The sequence below is a fragment of the Pseudomonas sp. GW822-FHT04H02 genome (assembly GCF_058800645.1).
On the sequence record NZ_JBXAMM010000001.1, the window covers coordinates 539,022 to 552,477 of the forward strand.

Annotated in this window: 12 protein-coding genes; 7 read left to right on the forward strand and 5 right to left on the reverse strand. The window is 63.5% G+C overall.

Annotation, left to right across the window (positions count from 1 at the left end; translation table 11 throughout):
- Positions 1-42 precede the first annotated feature (42 nt).
- Positions 43-939 (reverse strand): LysR family transcriptional regulator, encoded by an 897-nt coding sequence (locus AC1RMG_RS02650; protein ID WP_019094407.1) that lies wholly within the window; start codon positions 937-939, stop codon positions 43-45.
- Between the two features lie 161 nt (positions 940-1,100).
- On the opposite strand from AC1RMG_RS02650, the gene AC1RMG_RS02655 reads away from it, so the two are divergent.
- From AC1RMG_RS02655 to AC1RMG_RS02665, 3 genes are all read left to right on the forward strand, one after another.
- A complete protein-coding gene (locus AC1RMG_RS02655) occupies positions 1,101-1,742 on the forward strand; it encodes a hydrolase (RefSeq protein ID WP_493168242.1) in 642 nt (213 codons plus the stop codon).
- Between the two features lie 114 nt (positions 1,743-1,856).
- The gene (locus AC1RMG_RS02660; protein WP_053157816.1) at positions 1,857-2,435 is read left to right on the forward strand and encodes an antibiotic biosynthesis monooxygenase; all 579 of its coding nucleotides are present in this window, start codon (positions 1,857-1,859) and stop codon (positions 2,433-2,435) included.
- A 31-nt stretch (positions 2,436-2,466) separates the two neighbouring features.
- A complete protein-coding gene (locus tag AC1RMG_RS02665) occupies positions 2,467-4,317 on the forward strand; it encodes an amidohydrolase (RefSeq protein ID WP_493168244.1) in 1,851 nt (616 codons plus the stop codon).
- 156 nt (positions 4,318-4,473) lie between these two features.
- On the opposite strand, the gene AC1RMG_RS02670 is transcribed toward AC1RMG_RS02665, so the two are convergent.
- Positions 4,474-4,803: a hypothetical protein gene (locus tag AC1RMG_RS02670; RefSeq protein ID WP_011060776.1), complete on the reverse strand. Its 330-nt coding sequence runs from the start codon at positions 4,801-4,803 to the stop codon at positions 4,474-4,476.
- 568 nt (positions 4,804-5,371) lie between these two features.
- On the opposite strand from AC1RMG_RS02670, the gene AC1RMG_RS02675 reads away from it, so the two are divergent.
- The gene (locus AC1RMG_RS02675; RefSeq protein ID WP_072452316.1) at positions 5,372-7,732 is read left to right on the forward strand and encodes a DNA polymerase II; all 2,361 of its coding nucleotides are present in this window, start codon (positions 5,372-5,374) and stop codon (positions 7,730-7,732) included.
- Between the two features lie 6 nt (positions 7,733-7,738).
- On the opposite strand, the gene AC1RMG_RS02680 is transcribed toward AC1RMG_RS02675, so the two are convergent.
- A complete protein-coding gene (locus AC1RMG_RS02680; protein WP_493168246.1) occupies positions 7,739-8,068 on the reverse strand; it encodes a DHCW motif cupin fold protein in 330 nt (109 codons plus the stop codon).
- Between the two features lie 39 nt (positions 8,069-8,107).
- Complete coding sequence (locus tag AC1RMG_RS02685; protein ID WP_053150873.1) at positions 8,108-8,404, reverse strand: hypothetical protein; 297 nt, start codon at positions 8,402-8,404, stop codon at positions 8,108-8,110.
- Positions 8,405-8,660: 256 nt separating this feature from the next.
- Between AC1RMG_RS02685 and AC1RMG_RS02690 the strand changes: the two genes are divergently transcribed.
- Positions 8,661-10,106 carry a serralysin family metalloprotease gene (locus AC1RMG_RS02690; protein WP_011060780.1) on the forward strand — a complete coding sequence of 482 codons (1,446 nt, stop codon included), beginning with the start codon at positions 8,661-8,663 and terminating at the stop codon, positions 10,104-10,106.
- Between the two features lie 117 nt (positions 10,107-10,223).
- A complete protein-coding gene (locus AC1RMG_RS02695; protein ID WP_080965414.1) occupies positions 10,224-10,859 on the forward strand; it encodes an SUKH-3 domain-containing protein in 636 nt (211 codons plus the stop codon).
- 322 nt (positions 10,860-11,181) lie between these two features.
- On the opposite strand, the gene AC1RMG_RS02700 is transcribed toward AC1RMG_RS02695, so the two are convergent.
- Positions 11,182-11,931 (reverse strand): glycine-rich domain-containing protein, encoded by a 750-nt coding sequence (locus AC1RMG_RS02700; protein WP_493168251.1) that lies wholly within the window; start codon positions 11,929-11,931, stop codon positions 11,182-11,184.
- Positions 11,932-12,138: 207 nt separating this feature from the next.
- Here AC1RMG_RS02700 and AC1RMG_RS02705 point away from each other — a divergent pair, with 207 nt between their 5' ends.
- Complete coding sequence (locus tag AC1RMG_RS02705; RefSeq protein WP_011060782.1) at positions 12,139-13,365, forward strand: DUF2599 domain-containing protein; 1,227 nt, start codon at positions 12,139-12,141, stop codon at positions 13,363-13,365.
- Positions 13,366-13,456 lie beyond the last annotated feature (91 nt).

Consider the following 13,456-nt stretch of genomic DNA (forward strand, 5'->3'; position numbering starts at 1 on the left):
GCCCGCCTGCGGGTGAAGGCGTACGTTCGTCCGCTGCAAGGTTCAGCCCGCGGTTTTCTGGGTCAGGTGCCCCGCCAGAAAGTCGATGAAGGCCCGGGTCTTCTGCGGCACCCGCCGTGCAGAGGGGTAGACCACGTTGATGCTGATGGGCGGCGCCTGCCATTCGCAGAGCACCGGCACCAGGCGCCCGGCCGCCAGGGCGTCCTCGACGATGAAATCCGGCAGCAGGGCGATGCCCATGCCGGCCTCGGCGGCCTGAGCCAGCAGGTCGCCGTTGTTGGCGTGCAGCGGTCCGGTGACATGCACCCGCTGCACGTCACTGCCGTTGCTCAATTGCAGGCTGACGCCGCTTTGCAGGTAGCCGTAGTTCAGGCACTGGTGGCTGCTCAGGTCCTTGGGCTGGCGCGGGATGCCGGCCCGGGCCAGGTAGGTGGGGGAGGCCACCATGATCCGCGGTGCCGGTGCCAGCTGGCGGGCCACCATGGACGAGTCCGGCAGGCTGGCAATGCGCAGGGTGACATCGAAGCCGCCGCGCAGCGGGTCCACCTGCTGGTCGCTGAGCACCAGTTGCAACTCGATCAGCGGATGCTGTTCGTGGAACAGCGGTACCAGCGGCCCAAGCCGACGCAGACCGAAGGACATCGGTGCATTGACTCGCAGCACTCCGCGCAACTCGGCGATGCCATCGCGCGCGCGCTGTTCGGCCTCGTCCACCGTGGCCAGCACTTCCCGAACGCTTTCGTAGTACTCGGCGCCGGCTTCGGTCAGGCGCAGGCTGCGGGTGGTGCGTTGCAGCAGTTGCACGCCGATGGCCTCTTCCAGCGCCTGGATCTGTTTGCTGACCTTGGAACGGGGCACGTCCATGGCGCGGGCGGCTGCGGCAAAGCCGTTTTCGTCGACGGTGACGACGAAGGCGCGCATGCATTCGATACGGTCCATGATTGTCCCTATTTTAGAATCAATGATTCTCGATTTTAGGTAATTGTTCCTTTTTCTGCCAGGCCCTAGATTAGCCACCAAGCCGGACGCCACGGGGCGCAAGCAGCGCCATCAGCCGGTCATGTTCGACCCTCACTCTCTGACTGCAAAAGGAACGCGCCATGTCCATTCGTGAATTGCTCAACCCGACCAACTCCGCCCTGATCCTCATCGACCACCAGCCGCAGATGGCCTTCGGCGTGCAATCGATCGATCGCCAGACCCTGAAGAACAACACCGTGGCCCTGGCCAAGGCGGCCAGGATCTTCAACGTGCCGAGCATCCTCACCTCGGTGGAGACCGAAAGCTTCAGCGGCTACATCTGGCCGGAACTGCTGGCGGTGTTTCCCGGCCAGCAGCCCATCGAGCGCACGTCGATGAACTCCTGGGAAGACCGCAAGCTGGTGGACGCGGTGAAGGCCACCGGGCGCAAGAAACTGGTGATGGCGGCGCTGTGGACCGAGGTCTGCCTGACCTTCCCGGCGCTGGAGGCCATGGCCGAAGGTTACGAGGTGTACATCGTCACCGACGCCTCCGGCGGCACCAGCCAGGAGGCCCACGACATGGCCGTGCAGCGGATGATCCAGGCCGGCGCGGTACCGGTGACCTGGCAGCAGGTGCTGCTGGAGTACCAGCGCGACTGGGCGCACAAGGACAGCTACGACGCGGTCATGGGCCTGGTACGGGAACACAGTGGTGCCTACGGCATGGGCGTGGACTATGCCTACAGCATGGTGCACAAGGCCCCGCAACGTCAGCTGTAGGCGCCGGCTGGCCGGCGAATGCGATCGCACCCACCGCTTCGCTGGCGAGCCAGCCCCTACGGGCCTTAACTGTGATGCGCGAATGCATCTCCTAGCAGACACTGGAGCCTTCTGATGAATATCGAACTCACCGACGGTGTCGTGACCCTGCTGGTCCGTCACCGGATCAAGCAGGGCCAGGATCAGGCCTATGAAACCTGGCTGCGGCAGATCATCGCCAAGGCCCGCAGCTATCCGGGGCACCTGGGCATCGACGTGGTGCGTGGCCACAGCGGCGGCCTCGGGTTGTTCACCAGCGTGCTGCGCTTTGCCAGCACCGAACAGTTGCAGCACTGGCTGGATTCCGCCGACCGCCGCGAGCTGGTGCAACAGGCCCAGCACCTGCTGGCCGACGGTGACCAGACCGAAATCAACGCCGATCGCGAATTCTGGTTCACCCCCCAGGACGGCGGTGCACCGACCCCGCCACCGCGTTGGAAACAGGCGTGTGTGACCTTCCTGGTGATCCTGCCGCTGAGCTTCCTGGTGCCGCAATTGTGGAAGCCGCTGTTCGCCCAACTGCCCTGGCTTGGCGGCTACGTGCCGGCCACGGTGCTGATCACCCTGAGCATCGTGCTGCTGGTGGTCTACGTCTTCATGCCCCGGGTCACGCGCCTGTTCAGCCGCTGGCTGCAGCCGCGCAATGCGGCCTGATTCCTTCCCGACCTTCGTTTGGAGCAATGCCATGAAACCCGATGCAATTGCCGACCTGATTCTGTTCAACGGCCGCCTGCACACCGTGGACCGGGCCAAACCCCGGGCCAGCGCGGTGGCGATCAAGGACGGGCGCTTCATCGCCGTGGGCAATGACGCCCAGGCCATGGCCCTGCGCGGTGCCGGCACCCAGGTCATCGACCTTATGGGGCGCACGGTGATCCCCGGGCTCAATGACTCGCACTTGCACCTGATCCGCGGCGGCCTGAACTACAACCTGGAGCTGCGCTGGGAAGGCGTGCCGTCCCTGGCCGACGCCCTGCGCTTGCTCAAGGAACAGGCCCTGCGTACCCCGGCGCCGCAGTGGGTACGGGTGGTGGGCGGCTGGAACGAATTCCAGTTTGTCGAGAAACGCATGCCGACCCTGGAAGAGCTGAACCAGGCGGCGCCGGATACCCCGGTGTTCGTCCTGCACCTGTATGACCGCGCCTTGCTCAACCGCGCCGCGCTGCGAGTGGTGGGCTACGACCGCAACACGCCGAACCCGCCGGGGGGCGAGATCGTCCGCGATGGCAACGGCAACCCCACCGGCATGCTGATCGCCCGCCCTAATGCGATGATTCTGTACGCGACCCTGGCCAAGGGGCCCAAGCTGCCGTTGGAGTACCAGGTCAACTCGACCCGCCAGTTCATGCGCGAGCTCAACCGCCTGGGGGTCACCAGCGCTATTGATGCCGGCGGCGGCTTCCAGAACTACCCCGACGACTATCAGGTGATCAACCAGTTGGCGGCCCAGCAGCAACTGACCGTGCGCATCGCCTACAACCTGTTTACCCAGAAGCCCAAGGAAGAACTGGCGGACTTCAAGCACTGGACCTCCAGCGTCACCTACGGCCAGGGCGACGACTTCCTGCGGCACAACGGGGCAGGGGAGATGCTGGTGTTTTCCGCTGCGGATTTCGAGGACTTCCTCGAACCGCGTCCCGACCTGCCGCAGAGCATGGAGCAGGAGCTGGAACCGGTGGTGCGCCACCTGGTGGAGCAACGCTGGCCGTTCCGCCTGCACGCCACCTACGATGAATCCATCTCGCGGATGCTCGATGTGTTCGAGAAGGTCGACCGCGACATTCCCTTCAACGGCCTGCCGTGGTTCTTCGATCATGCGGAAACCATCAGCCCGAAGAACATCGAACGGGTGAGGGCCCTGGGCGGCGGCATCGCGATCCAGGACCGCATGGCCTTCCAGGGCGAGTACTTCGTCGAGCGCTACGGCGCCAAGGCCGCCGAAATGACCCCGCCGATCCAGCGAATGCTCGCCGAAGGCATTCCGGTGGGCGCCGGCACCGACGCCACCCGAGTCTCCAGCTACAACCCCTGGACCTCGCTGTACTGGATGGTCAGCGGCCGGACTGTCGGCGGGCTGGAGCTGTACCCCCAGGGCCTGAGCCGTGATACCGCGCTGGAACTCTACACCCACGGCAGCGCCTGGTTCTCCTCGGAACAGGGCAAGAAGGGCCAGATCAAGGTCGGGCAACTGGCGGACCTGGTGGCCCTGTCGGCGGACTACTTCAGCGTCGAGGAAGAGGCGATCAAGTGGATCGAATCCCTGCTCACCGTGGTGGATGGCAAGGTGGTGCATGCCGCCGGTGACTTCGAAAAACTGGCCCCACCGAGCCTGCCGGTGACCCCGGACTGGTCGCCGGTGGCCAAGGTCCCTGGGCATTGGAAGCCCAACGCACCGTTGCAGAACCGGGTGCACCAGTGCAGCGGCCCGTGCGCGGTGCATGCCCACGGGCACCAGAAAGCGCGCATGTCCAATGTACCGGTGAGTGACTTCCAGGGGTTCTGGGGGGCGTTTGGGTGTTCGTGTTTTGCGTTCTGAGCTGTAGGAGCTGGCTTGCCAGCGAAGGCGGTTTCAAGGCTAACACCGCTTTCGCTACGGGTTTGAAATTGGCTTCAATAAAAATGGGCGCTCATGAAGAGCGCCCATTCAATTGTTTAAACAACTAGTTGGTGATTAACGAATTGATCGCGTTACTTAGCAGAACCGATCAATAACCCGAACTTCCGATTTATCCCGCAGCGATTGCCATTCGGCTTTCAGGGTCTCCAGGACCCGGCCGATGAAGTCCTTGTCGGCGGCGGCTTTCTTGCCGACGTAGCCCTGGCCGCGGCGGTACATCTTCAGGCGGGCCGCGAGGTCCCGGTTGTTCTGGTCGAACTCTGCTTCATGGCTATGGGGCGACAGGCAGTCGATATGCACTTGGCCCGACTTGGCGATCCACAGGATGTGGCTGTCGTGGCTGTCTTTCTGTGCGGCGAACATACGTGCCAATTCATCAATAGTGGGTTGGTTATTAAGATTCATTTGTAGCCCCCTTGACCATTTATCGATCTATCTAAGTTGATTCGCTAATTCATCTTGCTACGTCGGTAAGTTGAACCCTGATACCGGAAACAGGGCGACAGAGGGTGTCTGTCGGATACAGATAAGGCCCAGAGCCTGATGCGTGTAGTTGCCTTGATTAACTGCTACGCAATAGCGTCACAACGAAGAGAAGCAGCGTAAACCTGGATGAAGCTGCCGACATTCCCACCATCGGCCACAAGCATCTTGAAGAGTTTTCGCCGGCTTCCCGTCGTGGTACTGGACGGTCAATGCCAGGTCAGTTTCATCAATCTGCCTTGTGGGCAGTACACATCCGGGTCACAGCTCGGCGGTCAGACGAGCTTGCTCATAACACCTTTGCCTCGTCCCCCGATCGGGGAGACGTCTGCATCATGCAAGGCCGAAATCCTCTCGTCAACGGTTTTGTAGTGAAAATTTTCATGCACTACATATTGTCTGACAAAAGCCGAAAAGCCATCATCCGGCCCCCCCAACGCGAGGCTGGGCAGGTAGAATCGGCGCCTTGAAATGTTCTGAGGTTGCAGCGGTGGATGTACAACAAGGCTTCGTCCTGACCCGGCACTGGCGCGATACGCCGGCGGGCACGCAAGTCGATTTCTGGCTGGCCACCGACCAGGGGCCGCGCCAGATCCGCCTGCCGTTGCAGACTTCCGTGGCCTTTATCCCGGCGGCGCAGCGGGCCCAGGCCGAGCGCTTGCTGACCGACGACCCGGATGTGCAACTGCGCCCCTTGCAGTTGCGTGACTTCCACCAGCGCCCGGTGCTGGGCCTGTACTGCCCGCAGCACAATCAGCTGATGCGCCTGGAGAAGACCCTGCGGCGCGCCGGGGTCGAGGTGTTCGAAGCCGATGTACGACCGCCCGAGCGCTACCTGATGGAGCGCTTCATCACCGCGCCGGTGTCCTTCGGCGGCCAGCCCGGCCCCGATGGCTTGTTGCTGGAGGCGCAGATGAAGCCGGCGCCAAACTACCGGCCGAGCCTCAAGCTGGTGTCCCTGGACATCGAGACCAGCGAGCGCGGCGAGTTGTATTCCATTGCCCTGGAAGGTTGCGGCCAGCGCCAGGTGTACATGCTCGGCAAGGCCCGGGACGACGACAGTGCGGTGGATTTCGACCTGGAGTTCTGCGCCAGCCGCGAGCAGTTGCTGGAGAGGCTCAACCAGTGGCTGGCCGAGCATGACCCCGACGCGATCATCGGCTGGAACCTGGTGCAGTTCGACCTGCGCGTACTCCACGAACATGCCCGGCGCCTGGCGGTGCCGCTGCGCCTGGGGCGTGGTGGCGAGGAAATGCAGTGGCGCGAGCACGGCAGCCGTACCCACTATTTCGCCTCGGCTGCCGGCCGCCTGATCATCGATGGCATCGAGGCATTGCGTTCGGCGACCTGGAGCTTCCCTTCCTTCAGCCTGGAAAACGTCGCCCAGACCCTGCTGGGGGAGGGCAAGTCGATCGACAACCCCTACCAGCGCATGGACGAGATCAACCGCATGTTCGCCGAGGACAAGCCGGCCCTGGCCCGCTACAACCTCAAGGACTGCGAGCTGGTGACGCGGATCTTCGCCAAGACCGAGCTGCTGACCTTTCTTCTGGAACGGGCCACGGTCACCGGCCTGCCCGCCGACCGCAGCGGCGGTTCCGTGGCGGCCTTTACCCACCTGTACATGCCGCTGATGCATCGCCAGGGCTTTGTCGCGCCCAACCTGGGCGAGCTGCCGCCCCAGGCCAGCCCCGGCGGTTTCGTCATGGATTCGCGGCCCGGGCTCTACGAGTCGGTGCTGGTGCTGGACTACAAGAGCCTGTACCCGTCGATCATCCGCAGTTTCCTGATCGACCCGGTGGGGCTGGTGGAAGGCCTGCGCCAACCGGACGAGCAGCATTCGGTAGCGGGCTTTCGCGGCGCGCGTTTCTCCCGCACCCGGCATTGCCTGCCATCGATCGTGACCCGGGTCGCCGAGGGCCGCGAAGTGGCCAAGCGCGAGCACAATGCGCCGCTGTCCCAGGCGTTGAAGATCATCATGAACGCCTTCTACGGCGTGCTGGGTTCCAGCGGTTGTCGCTTCTTCGACCCGCGCCTGGCGTCCTCCATCACCCTGCGTGGCCACGAGATCATGGCCCGCACCCGGCAACTGATCGAAGCCCAGGGGCATCAGGTGATCTACGGCGACACCGATTCCACCTTCGTCTGGCTCGGCGGCCTGCATGACGAGGAACAGGCAGCCCTGATCGGCCGTGCCCTGGTGGCCCACGTCAACCAGTGGTGGCGTGATCACCTGCAGCAGCAATACGGCCTGGAAAGCGCCCTGGAGTTGCAGTTCGAAACCCACTACAAACGCTTTCTGATGCCCACCATCCGTGGTGCCGAGGAGGGCAGCAAGAAGCGCTACGCCGGCCTGGTGCAGCGCGCCGATGGCAGCCAGGAGATGGTCTACAAGGGCCTGGAGACGGTGCGCACCGACTGGTCGCCCCTGGCCCGGGAATTCCAGCAGGAGCTGTACCAGCGCATCTTCCACCGCCAGCCCTACCAGGACTATGTGCGCGACTACGTGCAACGCACCCTGGCCGGGCAACTGGATGACCTGTTGATCTACCGCAAGCGCCTGCGCCGGCCCCTGGACGACTACGAGCGCAACGTGCCGCCCCATGTCCGCGCGGCGCGCCTGGCGGACGAATACAACCGCGAGCAGGGCCGCCCATTGCAGTACCAGAACGGCGGCTGGATCAGCTACGTCATCACCCTGGCCGGCCCCGAGCCCCTGGAAAACCGCCGCGCGGCCATCGACTACGAGCACTACCTGACCCGCCAGTTGCAACCGGTGGCGGACGCCATCCTGCCGTTCGTGCAGGACGATTTCAGCACCCTGGTGGGTGGGCAGATGGGCCTGTTCTGAAGCGCTTCAATCCACCACGAACAGCTTGGCCCCCACGGCGGTGAAGGAGCGGTGCGGCTCGGCGTTGTCCGCCACCTGGTAGCTCATGCCCGGGGTCAGGACGAACCGCCGGCCGTCCTCCAGTTCGGTGTGCAGCTCGCCTTCCAGGCACAACAGGATGTGGCCCTTGGAGCACCAGTGGTCAGCCAGGTAGCCGGGGCTGTATTCCACCATGCGCACGCGAATTTCACCGAACTGCCGGGTGCGCCAGAAGGCGCTGCCGGATTCGCCGCGATGCTCGGTGGGTTCGATGTTCGACCAGTCGGTGGTGGCGAAGGGAATTGCGCTGATGTGCATGCACGGCTCTTGAGGTTGTGAGGCAAAAGGGGAGAGGGCTCAGTCGTCCACGGCTTCGCAGAGACCACTGGCGCCATGCTTGTCGGTGTACTTGACGGTCACCGATTCGTCGTCCTCGACGCTGATGGACAGGCTGATTTCTGCCGTCTTGACCTGGAAATGCCGGTCATCCACGGCGCTGTTCTTGACTGCTTTGCCGTTGATGTAAACCGGGCCGCCCTGGTCGGCGCTGACTGCCAGATTGCCCGGGCAGGAGACGTTGAACAGTGGAATGCCTTCGGCGTGGGCCGAGCCGGCAAGGATCAGCAAGGTGCCCAGAAACAGGATTTTGCGCATCACAGACTCCTATCCAAAGAGGGCCGCGGGGCCCCGGTGCGGTGTCTAGCCTATCCCTTGGCGCCCCCTCGTGCGAGTGGAAAATTTACCCCGTGCCAGAGCGTTTCGGGAGCTTTGTAGGACAAAAAAAACCGTGGACTCACGGCTGACGGATATGTCAGGTTTCCAGCGCCTCAATGGGCGAGTGATAGGACGATCTCGCAGGCGGGGTCGCAGCTGTCCTATCGGATTTTTTGTCTGGAACAAGGACGTAGCAATGTCAAAAGCACTCTCGGAAGCAGTCGGCAACGGCATCGATTCGGCCGCTCAGGCCAGCCATGCCTACCAGCAAGTTCTGGCCTTCAGCCACCTGTATGACCGTGGCGGCAGCGAGCTGGTGAACGGCAAGCCATCCTTCACCGCCGACCAGGCGGCGGATTCGATCCTGCGCAAAGGCCTGTCCTGGCACGACCAGAACGGCGACGGCAAGATCGACCTGAGCTACAGCTTCCTCACCGAAAAACCGGCCAACTACAACCCGGCCCTGGGCAGCTTCAGCGAGTTCAGCGCACTGCAAAAAGCCCAGGCGCTGCTGTCCCTGCAATCCTGGGCGGACGTGGCCAACGTGACCTTCACTGAAGCGGCCAAGGGTGGCGACGGCCACATGAGCTTCGGCAACTACAACGTCAGCACCGGCGGCGCGGCCTTTGCCTACCTGCCGTCCGGCAGCAGCTACGACGGCCAGTCCTGGTACCTGATCAACGACCAGTACCGGGTCAACGAAACCCCGGGCAACGGCAACTACGGCCGCCAGACCCTGACCCACGAAATCGGCCACAGCCTGGGCCTGTCCCACCCGGGCGTGTACAACGCCGGCAGCGGCAGCCCGACCTACAACGACGTGACCTACGCCCAGGACACCCGCGGCTACAGCCTGATGAGCTACTGGAGTGAGAGCAACACCGGGCAGGACTTCAGCAAGGACGGCGGCGGTGCCTACGCCTCGGCGCCGTTGCTGGACGATATCGTCGCGGTGCAGAAGCTCTATGGCGCCAACCTGGAAACCCGTGCCGACGACACTGTCTACGGCTTCAACTCCAACACCGGTCGGGACTTCTACAGCGCCCACAGCGCTTCGGACAAGCTGGTGTTCGCGGTCTGGGACGGCGGCGGCAACGATACCCTGGATTTCTCGGGTTTCACCCAGAACCAGAAGATCAATCTCAATGAAGGGGGCTTCTCCGATGTCGGCGGCCTGGTGGGCAACGTGTCCATCGCCCATGGCGTGACTGTGGAAAACGCCATCGGCGGCTCGGGCAATGACCTGCTGATCGGCAACGCTGCGGCGAACATCCTCGAAGGCGGTGCCGGCAACGACATCATCTATGGCGGTGGCGGTGGCGACACCCTGTGGGGCGGGGCAGGGGCTGATACCTTCGTCTACGGCGCGGCCGCGGATTCGACCTTCGACGCCCCGGACTGGATCATGGATTTCGTCAGCGGCGAGGACAAGATCGACCTCACCGGGATCCCGCAATTCGCCTCCGGTGGCGCCACCCTGAACTTCGTCAGCGGCTTCACCGGGCACGCCGGCGACGCGATCCTCACCTACTACGCCGAAACCAACCAGACCAGCCTGATGATCGACCTCACCGGCCATGGCGCGGTGGACTTCGCCGTGGGTACCGTGGGCCAGGCGGCCGTTACCGACATCATCGCCTGATCGATCGGAAACAGTGGAGCGGCGCGCGATGCGCCGCTTCCACATCACTCTTCCCCTATCCCCCCTTGTTCTCCCCGGTCCCGGGCAGGTTTGACCGAGGCAGGGGATGGGCTGGCCATGGCGTTGCCGTCGATAGCCGTGGATGTCGAGCTGTTGCGCAGAGCAACGGATAGCGTTCCGGCAGGGGCCGTATCCAGGGCTTTTGCGTTTCTCCTGCACTTTGATTATCTTCGCCGCATGAATCTCCTGACTCCGAACATAGAACCGTTTTTCAGAGCTGCCGGATGGGTCCCTGGCAGGGCCGTTGTGGTTGATCGTCACGTACCCCGCGCACATCCGGCATTTCGCATCCTGCAAGCATTTGGCGAATTGACCGTAGGGCATATCGGCACGGGGGAGGAGTGTGCCTCTAGTGACATCGAGTTTGGCTCTCCGGCGTGCCCCGATGAACAAGTAGATGGCTGGCAAGAAGCGCTGCGCACCGACTTTGTTTGCTTGGGTGATGTACATCATGGTCATGGACAGCTCTGGCTGGACAGCCAAGGCCGTTTGTTCTTGAACGGATTGGTCGCGTCCATGATGCTTTTTGTTGGGCATGATTTTGCCCAAGGCATCGAGGCCCTGCTCAAAGGGTATCGATCACACCCCATGCTGTTGCCATCGCAGGAGGACGTCATGGTGTGGGGAGAGCGTTTTCGAGCTGGCGATCCGCGTGTTCTAACGCCCGATTTTTTCCGCGCCCGCGCGCTCTGATGTGGGGGCTGGGCATCGCGCCCAGCCGCCGCAACAGCGTTTTCGCTACGTAGTGGCAGATCAGGCGGTGGACTTCGCGGGTACGACAGGCACTGCGCCTGCGCCTGGCAAATCACCGCTCCAGTACATTGCCTAGGCCACCTGGGCCGCGCGTTTCGACCCGGGTACGAAGAACAACGAATGGACCCTCAGCGTCACGCCGAAGGCCCGCGGCAAGACTCTGTGGAACCTGGACCGTTCCGTCCGACGGTATCGCCTGAAGCCGCGAAGGCCGCAGGCTGCAATCCATTCTGAGGGCTGTCGGTGGCGCGGCCCTAGGCGATCAATCGCCACCCCCGCCGCCACAACCGCCCCCACCGCAACCGCCGCTGTCGCCTCCACCGCCATCACTGCCGCCACTGTCACCATCGCCGCCGAAACGCGAGCTGTCGCCGTCGCTGCTGCCGCTGGAGGAGTCGCTGTCGAAGGAACTGCTGTACAGCTCGCTGCCGCAGTGCACCACGGCAGCCGTAGTGGCGTTGTCCGTCAGGCGCCGCAGGGACTGGCAGTCGGCGACGTAGTGAAAGCCCCGGGCGATCTTCAGCTTGGCATCCAGGGCGAACAGCAGTGGCAGGCGGCTGGGCTGGGCCGGGTTGATGTTTTCTTCCAGGCAGGCCTGGCGCCAGACCCGGCGCAGGCCGTTGTCGCTTTGTTGCGCGGCGTTCTGGCCGAGCACCGCCGCCGGGGTGTGGTGGAGGAACTGGCCGAAGGCCTGGTTGCAGAACTGCTGGTAGTCCCGGGTATGCAAGATGAATTCGTGCCACAGGTCGTCCACCACCTGGGACGGCATCGACACGTAGCGCTGGCCGCTCTTGAGGTAGGCGAGAAAGAACTGGCGCAAGCCCTGGGCCACCAGCTGGCAGTCCTTGAGGTTCAGGTGCGGGTGCTGGGTGCGCAGGGGCTCGAACAAGCGCGGCGGCAGGGTGAAATTGCGGATGTGGGCTTCCCGACGCAAGGCCGTGAGGGCTTTCTGACGGCGCCAGAACACCAGGATCAGGGCCAGGGCCACCACTGCGGGCAAGATCAACAGCATGTTCGGTCTCCGCCGGAAAAAGTGCCGAGACAGTGGCGCAATGCGGCGTTTTATTCAAGCCATCGCCGTGCGCCTGCTGCCGGTGGTGGGGATCGGGGACACAGGCCGGGAAAAGTCCATCAGGGCCAACCAGCACTTCTATCTTCTGCTTATTGCCGGACCACGACTTGGCTGGCCAGGGTTTACACACCACACGGAAGTCACCCCATGAAAGCACGCAGAACCCCCATTGCCGTTGCCATCGGCCTCGCCGGCCTGTGCCTGTTGCCCACGGTGCAGGCCGACCAGGGCAGCGACACGGTGGCCCGCCTCAACCAGTTGTACAACGACACCCGCCAGGATTGCGGCGGCCCGTCGAAACCGGCATTCCTGTGTTCCGGGGTGCTGTTTCGCGCCACCTGGCCGTCCACCGACTACCAGTTCTACAGCATCAGCCCGAAAAGCCAGGCCAGCGGCGGCGTATCGGCGTCCTACCTGCGCAAGGATTCGAAGTTCCGCAAGCTGGCCTACGGACTGCAGAGCGGCTTCATCTTCGACACCATCTTCGGCAACCCCAAGGATCACCAGGACTATGCGGTGCTCTGTTCCTTCCCCATCGACGCCGCCACCGACGACCGCGGGCAGCAGGGCTGCACCGACTCGCGGCGCACCCCGGGCAATGTCGAGAAGTACTGCCACGAGATCGGTGTGACCACCGCCGAGCAATGGGGCGCCAACTACCGACAGAACCGTGGCGACCACTCGCGCCAGTGTTCCTTCGATGTACGTGACGAACGCAACAGCGCCGCCGGCCCGGCGTTCTACCAGAGCATCCGTTCCATGGCGCAGATCGCCGCAGAATCCTTCGGCACTCAGAATGAGCTGCGCCTGGCCAAGTGGGAGGAAAAACCGCCGCAATCGCCCTCGATCCTGGCCCTGTTCTACACCGAGGATGGCGGCCTGGAAGGTGCGCGGCTGAACCAGATCCAGTGGTACAAGGCCGTGCAGCAGTACCTGCCGGTGATCAACATGAAGCTGCCGCAGACGCCGGCGCAGGACGCGAGTTTCGTCTACGACAACAAGAAGCAGGTGATCTACCCGATCACCGAGAAGAACAGCTGCGATCGCTATGTGCAGAGTGCGGTGTGGATCGAACGTGATGACCCGGGCTTCGGCAAGAAAGTCATGACCCTGGAAGTCACGCCCACCGATTGCGGGCGCAACGTCAAGGACAACCAGACCAACAACTTCTTCAACGAACTGGCCAGCGACCACTACCTGGACGCCCAGTGGAAGAACAACCCGGACAACCGCGACAGCAGCGTGGGCAGCATGCGCCGGCAACTGGTCTGCCACTTCAACATCGCCCGCAACAAGCCGGAGTGGAACCTGGAGCCTTCACGGCCCTACACCTCCAACGAAGACTCCATCGCCAAGGGCTGCAACAACACCTGAGGCCCGCCAGACCGCCTTCGCCGGCAAGCCGGCTCCTACGGGCTCCCCGCACTATCACCGGCCACCGTAGGAGCTGGCTTGCCAGCGAAGA